Origin of the sequence: Hylemonella gracilis ATCC 19624 (assembly GCF_000211835.1) — a bacterium.
GTDB classification, from domain to species: domain Bacteria; phylum Pseudomonadota; class Gammaproteobacteria; order Burkholderiales; family Burkholderiaceae_C; genus Hylemonella; species Hylemonella gracilis.
Map to the genome: position 1 here is coordinate 40,533 of NZ_AEGR01000045.1, position 18,764 is coordinate 59,296.

Genomic DNA, 18,764 nt, shown 5'->3' on the forward strand with positions numbered 1-18,764 from the left:
GCACAGGAGTCCCTCTGATGAAAAAACACCTCCTCGCCTTGCTCGCCGCAACCGCCGCCATGGCCGTGCAGCTTTCGGCGCAGGCCCAGAACCTGCCCCGCACGCAGCTCAAGATCGCCGGGGGGCTGAGCAACCTCACGGCTTACCAAGAGTTCGAACAGCCGTTCTGGACCAAGACCATTCCCGAGCTGTCCAAGGGCCAAGTGACCGCCGAGATCAAGGGCTTCAACGAGATGGGTGTCAAGGGCCCGGAGCTGATGCGCCTCTTGTCGTCCGGTGTCCTGGAGTTCGGCACGGCCACACTGTCCTACTTCGCCAGCGACAACCCGATCAACGAGGCGATCGACCTTCCCGGTTTGGCGCCTGACGCGGCATCCGCACGCAAAGTGACCGATCTCTTCAAGCCGGTCTACGACAAGTTCTACGGTCAGGGCTCCAGCATCAAGATCCTGGGCATTTCCCCCTATCCCGCCCAGGTGCTGTTCTGCAACGCCACCATCAACGGCCTGGCCGATGTCAAGGGCAAGAAGGTTCGCACCAGCAGCCGCACGCAAGCCGAGTTCGTGGAAGCGCTGGGGGGCACCAGCGTCACCATGGCTTTCGGTGAAGTCGTGCCCGCCATGCAGAACAAGGTCGTGGATTGCGCGATCACCGGCTCGCTCTCGGGCTACTCAGCCAAGTGGTACGAGGTCGCGACGCACCTCTATGCCCTGCCGATCAACTGGAACCAGCAGATCCATGCGGTCAACCAAAAGGCCTGGGACAAGCTCGATCCCAAGGTGCAAACCTTCCTGCAAAGCAACATCGACAAGCTGATGAACGACATGTGGGATGCCGCCGCCAAGCAGACCCAGCTGGGCTATGACTGCAACAGCGGCGCCGCGGCCTGCACCTTGCCGGTCAAGGGCAAGGTCAAGGTCGTGCAACCCAGTGCCGCTGACAAGGCCTTGCTCAAGAAGTTGACCAGCGAGGTCGTTCTGCCCAAGTGGGCCGCGCGCTGCTCGGATCAATGCGTGAGCGACTTCAACGCCACCATCGGCAAAACGCTCGGTTTCGTGGCCAAGAAATGATGCTTTCCCAAATCCTGCGTCGCGCCGAAACCGTGTCCCGCTGGGCGGTCTGGTTCGGTGGCGCCTTGTCCATCGCGAGCGTGCTGCTGATTTCCTTTGACGTGATCGCGCGCAAGCTCTTCGGCTTCACCGTGGGCGGGGCCGACGAACTGTCGAGCTACGCCTTCGCCATCGGTACTTCCTGGTCGCTGGCTTTCGTCACCCTGCAGCGCGCGAACGTGCGCGTGGACGTGATCTATCAGTACCTGCCGGTGCGTCTGTCGGCGGTGATCGATTGGCTGGCCCTGGCGTCCCTGGGGGTGTTCATGGTGGTGCTGACCCGTTACGTCTATGACATGGTCGAGTCCTCCTGGGTGCAGAACTCCGCGGCCAACACGCCGCTGGGCACGCCCTTGTGGATTCCTCAGGGCCTGTGGTTCCTGGGCATGACCTGGATGTGCGTGATGGTGGTCCTCATGCTGCTGCGTGCCTCCATCGCCCTGGTCACGGGCGACATCGCCACGGTCAAGGCCATTGGCGGCGTGCGTTCCTCCCAAGAGGAAGCCGAGGAAGAAGCCGAGGCGGGTGAACGTCTGCTGATGAAGGAGGCCACATGATTGCCACCGCGCTGATACTGTTGCTCGTGCTCATCGGCTTGTCCTTGCCCGTGGGCGCGGCCCTGGGCTTGCTGGGCTTCACGCTGGACGGTCTGTTTTCGATGCTGCCGCTGACGCGCGGCATCGGAGAGATCGCTTGGAGCACCAACAACGAGTTTCTTCTCGTTTCCATTCCGCTGTTCGTGCTGCTGGGCGAGGTGCTGCTGCGCGGCGGTTTCGCCGAACGCATGTACGGCGCCATGAGCCTGTGGCTGTCCTGGCTGCCGGGGGGCCTGATGCACGCGAACATCGGGGCCTCGGCCCTGTTCGCGGCGACTTCGGGGTCCAGCGTGGCGACGGCGGCGACGGTGGGCACCGTCTCCATTCCGCAGATCCACAAGAATGGCTACAACGAGCCGCTCTTTCTCGGCAGCCTGGCCGCGGGCGGCACGCTTGGGATCTTGATTCCACCGTCGATCAACCTCGTCATCTACGGCGTGCTGACGAATTCCTCGGTGCCCAAGCTCTACCTCGCGGGCATCATCCCGGGGCTGCTGCTGACGGGCCTGTTCATGCTGACGGTCTGGATCGCCTGCGTGGCCAAGCCCGCCTGGGGTGGCAAGAAGATCCGGGCTTCCTGGCGCGAGCGTTTCGCCAGCCTGCTCCATCTGCTGCCGCCGCTGGGCATCTTCCTGCTGGTGGTTGGCTCGATCTACGCGGGCCTGGCCACGCCGACGGAGGCGGCGGCGCTAGGGGTGCTGGGCGCGATGGTGCTGGCGGCGTGTTCCCGACGCCTGACACTGTCGATGCTGCGCGAAGCGGTGGAAGGCACCATGAAGTCCACCGCCATGATCATGCTGATCGTGCTGGCGGCGGCCTTCCTCAACTTCGTGATGGCGGCCACGGGGCTGACCGATGCGCTGACCCGCTCGATCACCGGGCTGGGCTTGTCGCCCGGCTGGATGCTGCTGATCGTCGTGCTCTTCTACCTGGTGCTGGGCTGCTTCATGGAGACCCTGTCCATGATGATCATGACCATTCCGATCGTCGCCCCCATCATGATCGGCCTGGGGTATGACCCGGTCTGGCTGGGCATCCTGATCATCGTGCTGGTGGAGGCCGCGCTCATCACGCCGCCGGTCGGTCTCAACCTCTTTGTCGTGCAAAGCGTGCGCAAGAGCGGCTCCATGGCTGCGGTGATCGTGGGCAGTCTGCCTTTCGTTGGCGCGATGGCCGTCCTACTCCTCTTGCTGGCCTGGTTTCCCGGCTTGGCGCTCTGGCTGCCCAGCGTCTTGGGTTGACTTTCTCTGACTGAACCATGAAAACCGGATTTCAAGTTGAAACGAGTGCGGGCCTGCGTGTGCTGGACGTCGATTTCCACACGCTGATCGTGGCGGGCTGGGCGGGGCGTGATCGCGCCGCCGTCGAGCACCACATCGAGGAACTCGAGGCCCTGGGTGTTCCGCGTCCCAGCCGCGTGCCCTTGTACTACCGGGTCGCGAGCAACCAGCTCACGCAGGCGGACCAGGTGCAGGTCGTGGGACCGCACACCTCGGGGGAGGCGGAGGCCTTCGTCTTCACGCACGGCGGTGAGCTGTACGTCAGTGTCGCCTCGGACCACACCGACCGCAAGCTGGAAGCCCACAGCGTGGCTCTGTCCAAGCAGGTCTGCGTCAAGCCCGTGGCGCGCGCGGCCTGGTTGTACAGCGAGGTGGCGGATTACTGGGACGAGCTGGTGCTGCGCTCCTACATCGTCGAGAACGGCCAGACCGTTCTGTACCAGGAAGGGCCGGTGGCCTCCTTGCGAACACCGATCGAGCTGATCGCCGCCTGCGAGAGTGGCACCTTGCCCGAGGGCACCGGCATGACCTGCGGCACCATGGCCGCCATCGGGGGCATCCGCCCCGCGGCGGTCTTCACCATGGAACTGCACGACCCGCGCCGTGATCGCAGCCTGAAGCACCGCTACCAGGTTGACGTCTTGCCCGAGGTGTCCTGACATGACCCTGCCGACCTTGCAGCAACAGGCCGATGCCCTGCGCACCGGCCAAGTCACGGCGCGCGATCTCGTCGAGGCGGCGCTGGCGCGCACCAGCGACCCGGCGGGCGAGGGCACGCGTGTCTACACCCGCGTGTATGCCGAGCGCGCCCGCGCCCAAGCCCAGGCATCCGATTGCCTGTTGGGCGCCGGCCTGGCGCGTTCGCCGTTGGAAGGCTTACCGGTGTCGATCAAGGACTTGTTCGACGTGGCGGGCGAGACCACGCTGGCCGGGTCCGTGGTGCTGCGCGACGCCCCGCCCGCCCAGGCTCACGCCCTGGTCGTGCAACGCTTGATCGCCGCGGGTGCGGTGATCATGGGGCGCACCAACATGACGGAGTTCGCCTATTCCGGCCTGGGGCTGAACCCGCACTACGGTACCCCCCGCAATCCCTGGGACCGGGCCACCGGGCGTATTCCGGGCGGCTCGACGTCGGGCGGAGCCGTCTCCGTGAGCGATGGCATGGCACTGGCCGCGATAGGTTCGGACACGGGCGGCTCGGTGCGCATTCCCTCGGCCCTCTGCGGCCTGACGGGCTTCAAGCCCAGTGCGCGCCGGGTGCCCATGGACGGTGTGCTGCCCTTGTCCATCCAACTGGATTCCATCGGTCCGTTGGCGGCCAGCGTGGTCTGCTGCGCGGTGCTGGACGCTGTCTTGTCGGGGGAGGGAGGCAAGCTGCCCGAGCCCGCTGCCTTGCGCCCTCTGCGCCTGGCCGCGCCCCTGACCTTGGTGCGCGAAGGCATGGATGCCAGCGTCGCCTCGGCCTTTGATGCGGCGCTGCGTGCCGTGTCGTCGGCCGGAGCCCTGGTCGAGGACCTGGCGCTGCCTGAGTTCGCGCAACTGGCCTCCATCAACGCCCAGGGCGGATTCACCGCCGCGGAGGCCTGGGCCTGGCATCGTCCGCACATCGCGCGCGCGCCCGAGCGCTACGACCCGCGGGTCATCTCGCGCATCCGGCGTGGCGCGGCGTTGTCGGCGGCGGACTGGCTGGATTTGATGGCCGCGCGCAAGGCCTGGGTCGCGGCCGTCGAGCAACGCATCGCGGGGTATGACGCGCTGCTGCTGCCGACCGTGCCCGTGGTGGCCCCGCCCATTGCCGCGCTGCAAGAGTCCGACGAGCTGTATGGCGCCACCAATCTCTTGATGCTGCGCAATTCCACCCTCATCAATTTCCTGGATGGCTGCGCCTTGTCCCTGCCCTGTCATCCCCGCGGCGGCGCGCCCGTGGGGCTGACGATTGCTGGCTCGAATGGCAGCGACCGGCGCATCCTGTCCATTGGCATGGCCGTGGAGGCCGAGCTGAAGAAGATTTCCCCATGAACCACGACACCCAGATCAATGACGCCGCTTACCAGGTGCGCCTGGGCGCGCGTGCCGGTGAACTCACCGGGCCGACCGCGAACCTTGCGCCAGGGCGGGTGCAGGCCAACCTGGCCATCCTGCCGCGCGCGCTGGCCGATGACTTCCTGCTCTTCTGCCAACGCAATCCCAAACCCTGCCCGCTCTTGGCCATGTCCGAGCCTGGCAGCCCGGCGTTGCCGGAATTGGGTCATGACATCGACATTCGTACCGACATTCCGCGCTACCGCGTCTGGAAGGATGGGCAACTGATCGCCGAGCCGACCGATGTGCGTGACTTCTGGCGTGACGACCTCGTGTCGTTCCTGATTGGGTGTTCCTTCTCTTTTGAGGAGGCGATGCAAGAGAACGACCTGCCCGTGCGTCACATTGAGCAGCGGCGCAACGTTCCCATGTACCGCACCAATGTGCCGACACAGGCCGCGGGGGTTTTCAAGGGCCCGCTGGTGGTGTCGATGCGTCCGCTCAAGGCCGCCGACGCGATCCGCGCCATTCAGGTGACGTCGCGCTTCCCTTCGGTGCACGGTGCACCGGTGCATTTCGGTGAACCGGCCGAGATCGGCATCTCCGATATCCAACGCCCAGACTACGGTGACGCGGTGGACATCCTCCCTGGCGAAGTCCCCGTGTTCTGGGCCTGTGGCGTCACGCCGCAGTCGGTGGTGGCCGCGGTCAAGCCTGAGTTCTGCATCACCCATGCGCCCGGTCACATGCTGGTCACCGACCTGTTGAACAGCCGCATGGCGGTTTTCTAACGATTTCCTTTCACGCGCTCTCATACGCACTTACACGCACTTTCCAAACATGGCTGAAAACAACACGCTCACGCACGCGGGTCGCTGGCAATTCTGGATCGACCGCGGCGGCACTTTCACCGACATCGTGGCCAAGCGGCCCGACGGTTCCCTCACCACCCACAAGTTGCTGTCCGAAAACCCGGAGCAGTACAAGGACGCGGCGGTGGCGGGCATCCGCCATCTGCTGGGTCTCAAGCCAGGCGAGCCCGTCACGCCCGCGCAGGTGGAGTGCGTGAAGATGGGCACGACGGTGGCGACCAACGCCTTGCTCGAGCGCAAGGGCGAGCCCACGCTGCTGGTCACCACCCGGGGGTTTCGCGACGCGCTGCGCATCGCTTATCAGAATCGGCCCCGTCTGTTCGACCGCCGCATCTTGCTGCCGGAACTGCTCTACACCGCCGTCATCGAGGCTCATGAACGCATGGGCGCGCATGGGGATGTGGTGGCGCCGCTGGGAGATGTGGCCGCGTCGACCTTGCGTCGCGACTTGCAGGCGCAGTTCGACGCGGGCCTGCGCAGCGTGGCCATCGTGTTCATGCACGGCTACCGTTACAGCGCCTACGAGGCGCGAGCCGCCGCCATCGCGCGCGAAGTCGGCTTCACCCAGATCAGCACCTCGCACGGCACCAGCCCGCTCATGAAGTTCGTGAGCCGGGGCGACACCACGGTGGTGGACGCCTACCTCTCGCCCATCCTGCGCCGCTACGTCGAGCAAGTGGCGAGCGAGATGCCGGGCGTGCCGCTGTACTTCATGCAGTCCTCGGGCGGGCTGACGGACGCACGAGCCTTTCAAGGCAAGGACGCCATCCTGTCGGGCCCGGCCGGCGGCATCGTGGGCATGGCGCGCACGGCGGAGCTGGCCTTCACCGATGCGGCGTCCGCGCCGACCGAGGGCGGCGTCAAGGTCATCGGTTTCGACATGGGGGGCACCAGCACCGACGTGAGCCACTACGCGGGTTCCTTCGAACGCGAATTCGAGACCCAGGTGGCGGGCGTGCGCATGCGCGCGCCCATGATGAGCATCCACACGGTCGCGGCAGGCGGTGGCTCCATCCTGAGTTTTGACGGCGCGCGTTTCCGCGTCGGACCCGAGAGCGCTGGCGCCAACCCGGGCCCAGCCAGCTATCGGCGCGGCGGGCCGCTGGCCGTGACCGACGCGAACGTGCTGCTCGGAAAGATTCAGCCGGCCTGGTTCCCCCAGGTGTTTGGCCCGAAGGCGAATGAAACATTGGACGCCGAGGCCGTGCGCCTCAAGTTCGGCGAACTCGCGACCCGCACGGGCCGCAGTCCGGAGGAGGTGGCCGAAGGCTTCATCAACATCGCCGTGCAACAGATGGCCAATGCCATCAAGAAGATCTCGGTGGCCCGCGGTTACGACGTGACGCGCTACACCTTGCAATGCTTCGGCGGCGCGGGTGGTCAGCACGCCTGTCTGGTCGCCGACGCCCTGGGCATGACGCGCGTGCTGGTGCATCCGCTCGCGGGCGTGTTGTCGGCCTACGGCATGGGCCTGGCCGATCAGAGCTTGATCCGCGAGCAAGCCGTGGAAATCGCCCTGAGCGCGGCCGCGCTGCCGGACCTCAAGGCGCGGCTCGATGCGCTGGCGGACAGCGCGGCCGAGGCACTGTCCGGGCAGCAGGTCAGCCAGGGCGCGATCACCGTGCAGCGGCGCGTGCACGTGCGCTACGAGGGCAGCGATGCGGCCTTGGTCGTGTCCTATCCCCAGGCGGCGAGTCCAGCCGCCATCCAGGCGGGCATCGTCGCTGGCTTCGAGTCCGCCTACCGCCAGCGTTACGCCTTCCTCATGCCGGGCAAGGGCCTGATCGTCGAGGCGGTTTCGGTGGAGGCCGTGATCGCTGGCGACGCGCCGGCTGAGCGTCGGCATGCCTTGAGCGTGCCGCGCGAGACGCCGCGCCGCGACACCGTGCGGCTGTACTCCGGCGGCGCTTGGCACCCCGCCGCCCTGGTCGTGCGCGAGGATTTGCGTCCGGGTGATGTGATCACTGGCCCGGCCATCATCGCCGAGAAGAACGCGACCACGGTGGTCGAACCCGGCTGGGAAGCGAAGTTGACTGCCCTGGACCACCTGGTGCTGGAGCGCCGCCTCGCGCGCGAACAGCGCTACGCGGCGGGCACGCAGGCCGATCCGGTGCTGCTCGAGGTGTTCAACAACCTGTTCATGAACATCGCCGAGCAGATGGGCCTGCAACTGCAGAACACCGCGCACTCGGTCAACATCAAGGAACGGCTGGATTTCTCCTGCGCGCTGTTCGACGCCGCAGGCAATCTGATTGCCAACGCGCCGCACATGCCGGTCCACCTGGGCTCCATGGGCGAGAGCATCAAGACCGTGATCCGTGAGAACACGGGGCGCATGCAGCCGGGCGATGTCTACATGCTCAACGACCCCTACCACGGCGGCACCCACCTGCCCGACGTGACGGTGATCACACCGGTCTACATCGCGGGCAGCACGGAGCCGACCTTCTACGTCGGCTCGCGCGGGCACCACGCCGACATCGGCGGCACGACGCCGGGCTCCATGCCGCCGTTCTCGACGCGCATCGAGGAAGAGGGTGTGCAGATCAACAACGTGAAGCTGGTGGACCGCGGTGCGCTGCGCGAGGCCGAGGTGCTGGCCCTGCTGGCCAGTGGTGAGTACCCCTCGCGCAACCCGCAGCAGAACATGGCCGATTTGAAGGCGCAGATCGCCGCCAATGAAAAAGGCGTGCAGGAACTGCGCAAGATGGTCGCTCAGTTCGGTCTGGACGTGGTGCAGGCCTACATGCGGCACGTGCAGGACAACGCCGAGGAGTCGGTGCGCCGGGTCATCACCCGGCTCAAGGATGGCCGCTACACACTGCCCTTGGACAACGGCGCGCAGATCAGCGTCGCGGTGCGCGTCGATGCCGCCAACCGGGGCGCGGAGATCGACTTCACGGGCACCAGTCCGCAGCAAATCAACAACTTCAACGCGCCCACGGCGGTCTGCATGGCGGCGGTGCTCTATGTCTTCCGCACCTTGGTCGACGACGACATCCCGCTCAACGCGGGTTGCCTCAAGCCGCTCAAGGTCATCATCCCGCCGGGCTCGATGCTGAACCCGAATCCGCCCGCTTCGGTGGTGGCGGGCAATGTCGAAACCTCGTCGTGCATCACCAACGCGCTCTACGGCGCCCTGGGCATGATGGCGGCCAGCCAGTGCACGATGAACAACTTTACCTTCGGCAACGCGCAGTACCAGTATTACGAGACCATTTCCGGGGGCTCTGGCGCGGGCGCGGTGGTCGACGACACGGGTCGGGTGGTGGGCGGCTTCGATGGCACGAGCGTGGTGCAGACGCACATGACCAACTCGCGCCTGACCGATCCCGAGGTGTTGGAGTTCCGCTTCCCGGTGCGCCTGCTGGCCTACGAGATCCGACGAGGTTCCGGCGGTGCAGGCCGTTGGCGCGGCGGTGACGGCGGCGTGCGGCGCGTGCAGTTCCTCGAACCCATGACCGCGGGCATCTTGTCCAACGGTCGCGTGCATGGCGCGTTTGGCATGGCTGGCGGCGCACCGGGGCAAGCGGGCATCAACCGCGTGGTCCGCGCATCCAGCGATGGATCGACCGAATCGGTGGAAGTGCTGGGACACATCGGGACCGCGGAGATGCGGCCTGGCGACGTCTTTGAAATCCACACGCCGGGCGGTGGGGGATACGGCGCGGCGATCTGAGCCTTGGCTACACTGATGGGCTGTTCATCCGCAACGACCCATCAGAAGAACGCATGGAGATCTTCCTCGCCCTCGTGCTCGCGCCCGTTCTGGGCTTCCAATTCCTCAAGGTTCAAGACCAGCGCCGGCGCATCCTGCTGCTGGCGCGGTTCCTGAACCAGCACCAGATCGAAAAGCTGATGCAGACCGTGACGGAAGGCTACCTGCGCGCGCTCGACGCCAGTGAGCCCATCCGCCGCGAGCAGATCTGGGCCAGTCTGCAAGGCGCCGAACAGGACCTCAGTCGACAATTCAAGCGTTTCGCCGAGGATTTTTCCAAGGTCTGGAACGACCAGACCCTGGTCAGCACCCTGGACTGGTCTTTCCCCTACGCGGACAAGCTGCTGCCTCGGCGCACCTTCGACATGCGCGCCTTGCTGACCGTCCATGCCGAGGGCATTGGCGCGGTGGCGGACAACCGCGAGCAGCGCTCGCCCCGTGACAAGGCCTTCACCCTGATGGCGGAATTGCTGCTGATGCAGCACAGCTGCCACTGGTTCTGCCGCTCGCGCGGCGTGGCCGACGCGCGCATGGTGACCCGTCACCAAACCCGGCACGCCCAGTTGCTCGACGCGGTGTCACCCGCCACCCGCACGGGCTATCTGCAGGTCACTGGCATCCGCGCTTGACAAGGACATGGCATGACACACTGGAAGCTGAACCGTACATCCGCGCACTTCAAGGTGCGGCGTGGCCGTTGGCTTGGCGCCTGGGCCTTGTTGGCGGTTTGCGGCTTGTCGGCCTGCAGCGCCCTGAACCCGCGCCAGCACGAGGACATCCGCCTCGCGACGGAGGTCGAGGTGTTCCCTTGCCGACACCTGGGCAGCACCGCGGTGACCGTGTGGGCCGGCGTGGGGCCCGTGGCTCGCGTTTCCGAAGCCGTGGAAGAAAACCTGCTGATCGAGGCGCGACGTCAAGCGTTTCGATTGGGTGGCAATGCGCTGGTGAGTGGTGCGTCGCCCCAGCTGGGGCAGCGCACTTTCGAGGTGTACCGCTGCCCCTGAGCCTTGCGCATCGACCGTGGGGCCGTCCACTGAGGCCGACCCCGTGGTCCCTCCGTGCCGCAGAGGCTGGGCCGCGGGGTTAGCTCAAGCGCCCATCAGCTCCTCGTAGCTGACGGTGGCCGTGCCGAACTTGCCCACGACAATGCCCGCAGCCTTGTTGACCCAAGGCATGGCCGCGCGGGCTGAAAAGCCCGCGCCGATGAAGGCCGCGAGGGTGGCGATCACCGTGTCGCCCGCGCCCGTCACGTCGTAGACCTCGCGTGACTCAGCCGCCACGCTGATCTCCCCGTCGGCGTCATACAGCGTCATGCCTTCTTCGCTGCGGGTCAGCAGCAGGGCGCTGAGCTGAAGACCTGCACGCAAGGCCTGAGCCTTGGCACTCAGTTCGTCCTCGTTGCGCCAAGTGCCGACGACTTGTCGCAGTTCTTCTCGGTTGGGCGTGATGACCGTGGCGCCTGCATAGGGGGTGTAGTCCGGGCCTTTGGGGTCGATCAGCACCGGCCGACGCATCGCTCGCGCCTGTCCGATCATCCCGGGCAGGTGGGCCAAGCTGCCCTTGCCATAGTCGGAAAACAGGACGGCGTCATGCGCGGGCAGCAACTGCTCAAACTTGGCTGTCTGCGCTGCCAGCACGTCCTGGGGCGGGTGGTTCTCGAAATCGAGGCGGATCAATTGCTGTTGACGGCCGATGACCCGCAGCTTCACCGTGGTTGTTAATCCCGGGTCCCGTCCCACGTGCGCTTGAATGCCACTGTGCGCGATCAATCTGTCCAGGGTGCGACCGGCATCGTCATCTCCCACCCTCGTGAGCAGGGACGCTCGCGCGCCCAGCGCCACCACATTGGCGGCCGCATTGGCGGCACCTCCCATGCGCACGTCCTCGCGCGTCACCCGCACGACGGGCACCGGCGCTTCGGGGCTGATGCGGTCCACCGCGCCGTGCCAGTAGCGGTCGAGCATGGCGTCGCCCACCACCAGCACGCGGGAACGCGAGAGCTGAGCCGGGGTGATTTCCATGGTGGAGGGGCCGTGACGCGGGGAGAGAAGTTCGCCGAGGGCGTCCGCTCACAACTCTTCCACCCGGCGCGCGGGGTAGCTGTCCCAGGACTGGCAGCCTGGGCACTGCCAGAAATGCTGTTTGGCCTCGAAGCCGCAGGCGGCGCAGCGGTAGCGCAGCAAGGGTTGCGCCGCGCGGTCCAGGGCACGCTGGACCAGCGGGCGCTCTTCCTCGTGCTCCAGTTTTTCACCGGCCAGCCATTTGCTGGCCGCCGCCAGGGAGGGTTCGTGCCGCAGATGGCGCAGGTACCAGCCCCGCAAGTTCTCGGGCTTGGACGCGTCCCCTGGGGCGGCATCGGGCACGGGCGCGTGCAAGGCGATCAGGGCTTCCAGCAGATCCAGCGAAGGCGCCTGTTCGTACAACGCGCGCAAGCGGGCCTGGACCGAGGCTTCCTGCCCGCAGGCTTGAGCGGCCTTGACCAGGGGCGCCGCGATCAAGGGCGCCGCGGCGGGGCTGGCATCCAACGCTGCACTCAGGGTCTCGCACGCCTGGCTTGCGGCTTCGCGACGCACCGTTTCGTTGTCCGAGGCTTGGCCCCGCTGCATTTGCAGCCGGGCGAGATCGATGCGCGGACGCGGCGCCTGGGGTGCGGTGTCAATGGCGCGCAAGAGCAGTTCCTGCGCGCCTTCCACGTTCCGGGAAGCCAGCCGCTCGGCGGCCTGCTCGCACAAATAGTGCGCCAGTCGGGGCGCGAAGCTGCCCGCGAGTTGCGTGCCGGCGCTGGTCCCCCCCGCACCCAAGTCCCGGGCGTTGTCGAGGGAACGAGCGATCGCGGCGGCCTGTGCCCAGTCGCGTGCGCGCTCGTGGTTGGCCAAGCGCGCCAAGCGGGCCTGGGTTTGAAAGGGGGTCCCTTCCAGCTTGAGCAGGGCGTTTTCCGCGTGGTCCAGCAAGCCTGCCTTGAGGTAGTCCAGCGCCAAGGCGTGCTGGGCGCGCTGGTGCTCGGTTTCACTCAAGTCACCGCGCGACAGCAAGTGCTGGTGCACACGCACCGCGCGTTCGTAGTCGCCACGGCGGCGAAACAGATTGCCGAGCGCGAAATGCAGTTCGGAGGTATCGGGGTCGTTCTGCACGGCCTCGATGAAGGCGTCGATCGCCTGGTCTTGCTGCTCGTTGAGCAGGAAGTTCAGTCCCCGGAAGTAGGCCCGGGGATTGCGGCGGTCTTCCAGGCGTAATTGGCGCCAATCCAGGCGGGAGGCCAGCCAGCCCAAGGCAAACGCGACGGGCAGGGCCATCAGGCCAAAAGACAACCAGCTGGGTAGCCAGCTCAGTTCAGGAGTCATAAGTTGAGAGTGTGCGGCGGTCGGGAAGGGCGCGCGTCATCCGGCGGTTCGGTCGTGGGGGAAGGGTCTGGAGGGTATGAACTGCGTGCTCATGCCCAGCTTGCTCTCGTTGTCGGATTCGAGCTGTCGGCGTGCCTTGCGCGCCGCGTGCCGCTGGGTCAGCCAGCGCGGCAGCATGACCACGATGCCCAAGACCAAGCCCAGCGTGAAGGTCGCCAGCACGACGAACACCAGGGGCGCAGTCCATTGGTAGTCGAAGAAGAAATTCAGCGTGACCCGCGTCTGGTTGTTGAGGGCGAATACCAGCAGGGCGAAAAAAATGGCCGCTCGAAGCATCCACTTGAGCAGCCAGATCAGTTTGTTCATCGTGCGACCTCAGTTGTCCACCTTCGTTCCGTGCGGGTGGGAGGCCCGATTTTAAGCACGCGCCGTTCAGTCCGGATCTTCGCTTGGCGCACTCTCGTCCACCGCCTCGCGCAGGGCCTTGCCCGGCTTGAAATGGGGGACGCGCTTCTCCGGGATCGCGACACTTTCGCCACTGCGCGGGTTGCGACCCATGCGCGGTGGACGACGGTTGATGGAAAAACTACCGAAGCCGCGAATCTCGATGCGGCGCCCACGCACCAGCGCGTCGTTCATCGCGTCCAGGATGGCCTTGACGGCCGATTCGGCGTCTCGGTGCGTGAGCTGCTCGAAACGGGCAGCCAACGCTTCAACCAGGTCGGAGCGGGTCATGACGTGACGTGCGCGTGGGTCGATGCGGAACCCAGCCGCTTGGACTCCGTCGACAAGCAGGACCCGCGAGGGTCCTGCGTCGGCGGGGCCGCGTGGGCGGCAGGGTCAGTCAGACATCATCAGCCGTTGTTGCCGTCGAGCTTGGCCTTGAGCAGCGCGCCCAGGTTGGTCGTGCCAGCGTTGCCCGAATTTTGGTTCAGGTTCGCCATGGCGCCTTGCTCGTCGGCCAAGTCCTTGGCGCGGATCGACAACTGGATGTTGCGCGTCTTGCGGTCCACGTTGGTGACCACGGCCGTGACTTCGTCGCCTTCCTTCAGCACGTTGCGCGCGTCTTCCACGCGGTCACGGCTGATTTCGGAGGCGCGCAGGTAACCGATCACGTCCTCGCCCAGATCGATCTCGGCGCCGCGGGCATCCACCGTCTTGACCTTGCCGGTCACGGTCGCGCCCTTGTCGTTGATCGAGGTGAAGGTGGCGAAGGGGTCGCCGTCCAGCTGCTTGATACCCAGGCTGATGCGCTCGCGGTCCACGTCGATGGCCAGAACGATGGCTTCCACGTCTTGGCCCTTCTTGTAGTTGCGCACGGCGGCTTCGCCCGGCTCGTTCCAGGACAGGTCGGACAGGTGCACCAGGCCGTCGATGCCAGCGGCCAGGCCCACGAACACGCCGAAGTCGGTGATGGACTTGACGGGGCCCTTGACGCGGTCGCCGCGCTTGGTGTTCTGCGCGAACTCTTGCCAGGGGTTGGCCTTGCACTGCTTCATGCCCAGGGAGATGCGGCGCTTGTCTTCGTCGATCTCGAGCACCATGACTTCCACTTCGTCACCCAGGGAGACGAGCTTGGACGGGGCCACGTTCTTGTTGGTCCAGTCCATTTCGGACACGTGCACCAGACCTTCGATGCCCGGCTCCAGTTCCACGAACGCGCCGTAGTCGGCGATGTTCGTGACCTTGCCGAACAGGCGCGTGCTTTGCGGGTAGCGGCGCGAAACGCCCAGCCAGGGATCGTCGCCCATTTGCTTCAGACCCAGGGAGACACGGTTCTTCTCGGTGTCGAACTTGAGGATCTTGGCGGTGATTTCCTGACCAGCCTGAACGACTTCGCTCGGGTGGCGGACACGGCGCCAGGCCATGTCGGTGATGTGCAGCAGGCCGTCGATGCCGCCGAGGTCCACGAACGCACCGTACTCGGTGATGTTCTTGACCACGCCTTGCACGATGGCGCCTTCCTTGAGGTTCTGCATCAGCTTGGCGCGCTCTTCGCCCATGGAGGCTTCCACCACGGCGCGGCGGCTCAGCACCACGTTGTTGCGCTTGCGATCCAGCTTGATGACCTTGAATTCCAGGGTCTTGTTCTCGTAGGGCGTGAGGTCCTTGGTCGGACGGGTGTCGACCAGGGAGCCGGGCAGGAAGGCGCGGATGCCGTTGACCAGCACGGTCAGGCCACCCTTGACCTTGCCGCTGGTGGTGCCAGTGACGAATTCGCCGGATTCCAGGGCCTTTTCCAGGCTCATCCACGAGGCGAGGCGCTTGGCCTTGTCGCGCGACAGGATGGTGTCGCCGTAGCCGTTTTCGATGGCGTCCACGGCCACCGACACGAAGTCACCCACTTGGACTTCGAGCTCGCCCTGATCGTTCTTGAATTCCTCGACGGGCACGAAGGCTTCGGACTTGAGGCCCGCGTTCACCACGACGTGGTTGTGGTCGATGCGCACGACCTCGGCCGTGATGACCTCGCCCGCTTTCATTTCGGAGCGCTTGAGGGATTCTTCAAACAGGGCGGCAAAAGATTCAGACATTGAGTTTCCTTGACCGTCTCAGCGTCCACGGCCCGCTTGCGGCGCGGCATGTGGCGTGACACCGGCACCATTGCCGATGGGGGCTAGCTTTCGACGGTGGTTGTGTGCGGATATTCCGCGGCAAGAGTGAATGAACCCGTCGATCGGTGCGCTGCTGCGCGAGAAGGACCGACGGGACCGGTCAACTGTTCAAGGTGTTCAACACACGGTGCTTGACAGCGTGTTTGAGTCAAGCAGCCTTGAACGGCTGTTTGTCCTGCCACCAGGCCAACACCTGATCCACCGAGGCTTCGATGGAGAGGCTGGAGTTGTCCAGGAGCAGGGCGTCTTCGGCGGGCTTCAAGGGCGCGACCGCGCGGTTCATGTCCCGTGCGTCACGCGCCTCAAGGTCAGCGCGAAGGACGTCGATTCTAGCCGGAATTCCCTTGGAAATCAATTGCTTATGCCGGCGCTCGGCGCGCTGGGCGGCGCTGGCCGTGAGGAAGACCTTGAGCGGCGCGGCCGGGAAGATGACGGTGCCCATGTCACGCCCGTCGGCCACCAGGCCGGGCAGGCGGGCAAAGCTGTGCTGCAGGGCGACCAAGGCGATGCGCACGGCGGGCAGGGCGGAGACCTTGGAGGCGTTCATGCCGCCTTCCTCGCTGCGGATGGCGTCGCTCACGTCCTGGCCGTTCAGCAGCACGCGGTCGCCCTCGAAGCGCACGGGCAGGCGCCGAGCCAGCTCGGCGATGGCGGTCTCGTTCGCCGCGTCGATGTTCAGCCCGGCTTGCAACGCGGCCAGGGCGGTCACGCGGTAGAGCGCACCGGAATCCAGCAAGTGGTAGCCCAGGCGCGCGGCCAGTCGCGCGGCCAGGGTGCCCTTGCCCGAGGCCGTGGGGCCGTCCACGCAGAGCACCGGCACGGTGCCCGCGACGGGGCTGGTGACGGTGAACAGGGTCTCGAAATAGTCCGGGAAGGTCTTGGCCACGCACTGCGGGTCCAGGATGCGCACGGGCAGATGGGCCGGGTTGAACGCCGCCAGCGAGAAGCACATCGCCACCCGGTGGTCGTCGTAGGTGTGGATGGCGGCGGCCCGCCATTGCGCCGTGGTCGGCGGATGGATGCGCAGGTAGTCGGGACCTTCTTCCACGATGGCGCCCAGCTTGGCGCACTCTGCCGCCATGGCGGCGATGCGGTCGGTCTCCTTGACGCGCCAGCTGGCGATGTTGCGCAGCGTGGTCGGCCCGCCGGCCGGGTCGGTGAACAAGGCCATCACCGCCAGCGTCATGGCCGCGTCGGGAATGTGGTTGCAATCCAGGTCGATGGCTTTGAGCGGGCCGTGGCCGCGCGATACCTCGAGCCAGTTGGGGCCGCTCCAGATCTGCGCGCCCATGCGGCGCGCGGCCTCGACAAAGCGGATGTCACCCTGGATGGAGTCTTCGCCCACGCCCTCGATGCGTACCGGGGTGGCGGTGTCGGCCGCCAGGGCACCCAGGGCGATGAAGTAGCTGGCCGAGGAGGCATCGGCTTCCACGTGCAGCGTCCCGGGGGTGCGGTAGCGGCTGCCAGACGGGATGGTGAACCGTTGCCAGCCATCGCGTTCGACCTCGATGCCGTAGCGCGCGAGCAGCTTGAGCGTGATCTCGATGTAGGGCTTGGAGATCAGTTCACCGACCACTTCAATGGTGATGCCGCGTCCCGTCGCCGGGCCGCCCCAAGATGGGACTGCCCCCCCGGGGGGCAGCGAGGACACGCCCGCGCCGAGCGGGGCGGTCTGATGCATGGCCACCAGGGGCAGGGCCATCAGCAGCGCCGTGAGGAACTGGCTGGACACGTCGCCGCGTACCTGGATGGGGGCATCGAGCTTCAACGCAGGCTGACCCACGCGCAGCGGCGGGTAACCCTCCTTGCCCAGGTAATCGATGCGGCAGCCCAGCGGGCGCAGCGCGTCCACGAGGTCGCCAATAGGGCGCTCGTGCATGCGGGCCACGCCGGAAAGCTCGAAGTCTCCCCCCGCGATGGCCAGCACCGCGGTGAGGGGGCGCATGGCCGTGCCCGCGTTGCCCATGAAGAATTTCAGGGGCACCCGCGGCAACTGGCCCGCGATGCCGTCGATGACCACGGTGCTGCCGTGTTGCGTCACTCCGCAGCCGAGCTGGCGCAGGGCGGTCAGCATCACGCGCGTGTCGTCGGAATCCAGCACGTCGTGCAGCGTGGTCCGCCCCTCGCACAGGGCTGACAGCAGCAGCACCCGGTTCGAAATGCTCTTGGATCCGGGCAGGCGCACCGTGCCCTGGGCCTGGCTGAGCGGGGGAAGGTCGATGAAAGGGGTGGTGTACATCTCAGTGGGCCCCCTGCGGGCCATTCATGCGTGCGCGCTCGGCGCTGGCCCGGGCGATGCGGGCCTCCAGCGCGCCTGCTTGTTGGTGCTCGATCAGCGTGTCGAACGCCCGCAAGGCTTGCTGCAACTGGCGTGACTGCGCGAGCACCTGCGTGCGATTGGCCAGCAGGATGTCGCGCCATACCTTGGGGTCACTGGCCGCGATGCGGGTGCTGTCGCGAAAACCGCTGCCGGCCAGATCCAGCCATTCCGGGCCCAGGGTCTGGCCCGCCACGCTGTCCATCAGCGCGAAAGCCAGCAGGTGCGGCAGATGGCTGACCGCGGCGAAGGCCGCGTCATGGGCCTCGGCGCTCATGTGGCGCACCTCGCAGCCCAGGGCCCGCCAAAGCCGGGCCGCCTGGGCCAAGGGTCCGGTCTGCGTCTCCTGCATGGGTGTGAGGATGACCTGCCGTCCCCGGAACAGTTCCGCGTCCGCGTGCGCGACACCAGCCTTTTCCTTGCCTGCGATCGGGTGGGCGGGCACGAAGTTGCCGATGCGTTCGCCCAGCGCCGGCCGCGCCGCCGCGATGACGTCGCCCTTGGTGGAGCCCGCGTCCATCAGCAGGGCGCGGGGCTGGATGTAGGGGGCAATGCCGCGCAGCACCTCTTCCGTGGCGGACACGGGCACGGCCAGGAAAATCAAATCCGCCCCGGCGACGTCTTGGCCGTTGGTGTCGTCGCGCCACGCGCCCACCGTGTGGGCAGCCGTGGGCGCGGCGCGGTCGATCACGCCCCGTGCCAGCGCCTCCTCGATGGAGGCCGGACGGGCGTCGTAGCCCACCACATGGCGCACCAATCCGGCTTGCTTGAGCGCCAGGGCGAAGCAGCCGCCAATCAGGCCGCAGCCGATCAGGCCGAGCTGCTCGAAATAGGGCGCGGCCTGCGCCGATGGGCGGGCGGTGTCCGGCCCGGCGTGAGGGTCCATGCCGTGCG

At 66.5% G+C, this 18,764-nt stretch carries 16 protein-coding genes; 9 read left to right on the plus strand and 7 right to left on the minus strand.

Annotation, left to right across the window (positions count from 1 at the left end; genetic code table 11):
- The first annotated feature begins 17 nt into the window (after positions 1-17).
- Genes HGR_RS05525 through HGR_RS16760 form a run of 9 tightly spaced genes read left to right on the plus strand, consistent with a single transcriptional unit; the run spans position 18 to position 10,601 of the window.
- Positions 18-1,070, plus strand: a complete 1,053-nt coding sequence (locus HGR_RS05525) for a TRAP transporter substrate-binding protein (RefSeq protein WP_006297140.1) — start codon at positions 18-20, stop codon at positions 1,068-1,070.
- The gene (locus tag HGR_RS05530) at positions 1,070-1,666 is read left to right on the plus strand and encodes a TRAP transporter small permease subunit (RefSeq protein WP_006297141.1); all 597 of its coding nucleotides are present in this window, start codon (positions 1,070-1,072) and stop codon (positions 1,664-1,666) included. The genes HGR_RS05525 and HGR_RS05530 overlap by 1 nt, the downstream gene beginning before the upstream one ends.
- On the plus strand, positions 1,663-2,946 hold the full coding sequence (locus tag HGR_RS05535) for a TRAP transporter large permease (protein ID WP_006297142.1): 1,284 nt from the start codon (positions 1,663-1,665) through the stop codon (positions 2,944-2,946). The genes HGR_RS05530 and HGR_RS05535 overlap by 4 nt, the downstream gene beginning before the upstream one ends.
- Positions 2,947-2,963: 17 nt before the next feature.
- A complete protein-coding gene (locus HGR_RS05540) occupies positions 2,964-3,644 on the plus strand; it encodes a DUF2848 domain-containing protein (RefSeq protein WP_006297143.1) in 681 nt (226 codons plus the stop codon).
- Between the two features lies 1 nt (position 3,645).
- Positions 3,646-5,004, plus strand: coding sequence for an amidase (locus tag HGR_RS05545; RefSeq protein ID WP_006297144.1), 1,359 nt, complete (start codon positions 3,646-3,648; stop codon positions 5,002-5,004).
- On the plus strand, positions 5,001-5,798 hold the full coding sequence (locus tag HGR_RS05550) for a putative hydro-lyase (protein ID WP_006297145.1): 798 nt from the start codon (positions 5,001-5,003) through the stop codon (positions 5,796-5,798). Before HGR_RS05545 ends, HGR_RS05550 begins: the two co-directional genes overlap by 4 nt.
- Before the next feature lie 49 nt (positions 5,799-5,847).
- Positions 5,848-9,558, plus strand: a complete 3,711-nt coding sequence (locus HGR_RS05555; protein ID WP_006297146.1) for a hydantoinase B/oxoprolinase family protein — start codon at positions 5,848-5,850, stop codon at positions 9,556-9,558.
- Between the two features lie 53 nt (positions 9,559-9,611).
- Positions 9,612-10,226, plus strand: a complete 615-nt coding sequence (locus tag HGR_RS05560) for a hypothetical protein (protein WP_006297147.1) — start codon at positions 9,612-9,614, stop codon at positions 10,224-10,226.
- 12 nt (positions 10,227-10,238) lie between these two features.
- Positions 10,239-10,601 (plus strand): hypothetical protein, encoded by a 363-nt coding sequence (locus HGR_RS16760; RefSeq protein ID WP_006297148.1) that lies wholly within the window; start codon positions 10,239-10,241, stop codon positions 10,599-10,601.
- 84 nt (positions 10,602-10,685) lie between these two features.
- Here HGR_RS16760 and rfaE1 read toward each other — a convergent pair whose 3' ends face one another.
- The 7 genes from rfaE1 to HGR_RS05600 all read right to left on the minus strand — a co-directional run bounded on the left by rfaE1 (position 10,686) and on the right by HGR_RS05600 (position 18,756).
- Positions 10,686-11,618, minus strand: coding sequence for a D-glycero-beta-D-manno-heptose-7-phosphate kinase (gene rfaE1 / locus HGR_RS05570; protein WP_006297149.1), 933 nt, complete (start codon positions 11,616-11,618; stop codon positions 10,686-10,688).
- A gap of 48 nt (positions 11,619-11,666) precedes the next feature.
- A complete protein-coding gene (locus HGR_RS05575) occupies positions 11,667-12,938 on the minus strand; it encodes a lipopolysaccharide assembly protein LapB (protein WP_006297150.1) in 1,272 nt (423 codons plus the stop codon).
- Between the two features lie 36 nt (positions 12,939-12,974).
- Positions 12,975-13,304 carry a LapA family protein gene (locus tag HGR_RS05580; RefSeq protein WP_006297151.1) on the minus strand — a complete coding sequence of 110 codons (330 nt, stop codon included), beginning with the start codon at positions 13,302-13,304 and terminating at the stop codon, positions 12,975-12,977.
- A 66-nt stretch (positions 13,305-13,370) separates the two neighbouring features.
- Positions 13,371-13,673 (minus strand): integration host factor subunit beta, encoded by a 303-nt coding sequence (locus HGR_RS05585; RefSeq protein ID WP_006297152.1) that lies wholly within the window; start codon positions 13,671-13,673, stop codon positions 13,371-13,373.
- Positions 13,674-13,792: 119 nt separating this feature from the next.
- Positions 13,793-15,472, minus strand: coding sequence for a 30S ribosomal protein S1 (gene rpsA / locus HGR_RS05590; RefSeq protein ID WP_006297153.1), 1,680 nt, complete (start codon positions 15,470-15,472; stop codon positions 13,793-13,795).
- Between the two features lie 229 nt (positions 15,473-15,701).
- Positions 15,702-17,792, minus strand: coding sequence for a bifunctional 3-phosphoshikimate 1-carboxyvinyltransferase/cytidylate kinase (locus HGR_RS05595; RefSeq protein ID WP_006297154.1), 2,091 nt, complete (start codon positions 17,790-17,792; stop codon positions 15,702-15,704).
- Position 17,793: 1 nt separating this feature from the next.
- Complete coding sequence (locus tag HGR_RS05600) at positions 17,794-18,756, minus strand: prephenate dehydrogenase (protein ID WP_006297155.1); 963 nt, start codon at positions 18,754-18,756, stop codon at positions 17,794-17,796.
- Between the last annotated feature and the right edge of the window lie 8 nt (positions 18,757-18,764).

Excerpts from the sequence above, each read along its gene's own strand:
- HGR_RS05525 (WP_006297140.1), top strand. The coding sequence starts at position 18 with ATGAAAAAACACCTCCTCGCCTTGCTCGCCGCAACCGCCGCCATGGCC.
- HGR_RS05530 (WP_006297141.1), top strand. The coding sequence starts at position 1,070 with ATGCTTTCCCAAATCCTGCGTCGCGCCGAAACCGTGTCCCGCTGGGCG.
- HGR_RS05535 (WP_006297142.1), top strand. The coding sequence starts at position 1,663 with ATGATTGCCACCGCGCTGATACTGTTGCTCGTGCTCATCGGCTTGTCC.
- HGR_RS05540 (WP_006297143.1), top strand. The coding sequence starts at position 2,964 with ATGAAAACCGGATTTCAAGTTGAAACGAGTGCGGGCCTGCGTGTGCTG.
- HGR_RS05545 (WP_006297144.1), top strand. The coding sequence starts at position 3,646 with ATGACCCTGCCGACCTTGCAGCAACAGGCCGATGCCCTGCGCACCGGC.
- HGR_RS05550 (WP_006297145.1), top strand. The coding sequence starts at position 5,001 with ATGAACCACGACACCCAGATCAATGACGCCGCTTACCAGGTGCGCCTG.
- HGR_RS05555 (WP_006297146.1), top strand. The coding sequence starts at position 5,848 with ATGGCTGAAAACAACACGCTCACGCACGCGGGTCGCTGGCAATTCTGG.
- HGR_RS05560 (WP_006297147.1), top strand. The coding sequence starts at position 9,612 with ATGGAGATCTTCCTCGCCCTCGTGCTCGCGCCCGTTCTGGGCTTCCAA.
- HGR_RS16760 (WP_006297148.1), top strand. The coding sequence starts at position 10,239 with ATGACACACTGGAAGCTGAACCGTACATCCGCGCACTTCAAGGTGCGG.
- rfaE1 (WP_006297149.1), bottom strand. The coding sequence starts at position 11,618 with ATGGAAATCACCCCGGCTCAGCTCTCGCGTTCCCGCGTGCTGGTGGTG.
- HGR_RS05575 (WP_006297150.1), bottom strand. The coding sequence starts at position 12,938 with ATGACTCCTGAACTGAGCTGGCTACCCAGCTGGTTGTCTTTTGGCCTG.
- HGR_RS05580 (WP_006297151.1), bottom strand. The coding sequence starts at position 13,304 with ATGAACAAACTGATCTGGCTGCTCAAGTGGATGCTTCGAGCGGCCATT.
- HGR_RS05585 (WP_006297152.1), bottom strand. The coding sequence starts at position 13,673 with ATGACCCGCTCCGACCTGGTTGAAGCGTTGGCTGCCCGTTTCGAGCAG.
- rpsA (WP_006297153.1), bottom strand. The coding sequence starts at position 15,472 with ATGTCTGAATCTTTTGCCGCCCTGTTTGAAGAATCCCTCAAGCGCTCC.
- HGR_RS05595 (WP_006297154.1), bottom strand. The coding sequence starts at position 17,792 with ATGTACACCACCCCTTTCATCGACCTTCCCCCGCTCAGCCAGGCCCAG.
- HGR_RS05600 (WP_006297155.1), bottom strand. The coding sequence starts at position 18,756 with ATGGACCCTCACGCCGGGCCGGACACCGCCCGCCCATCGGCGCAGGCC.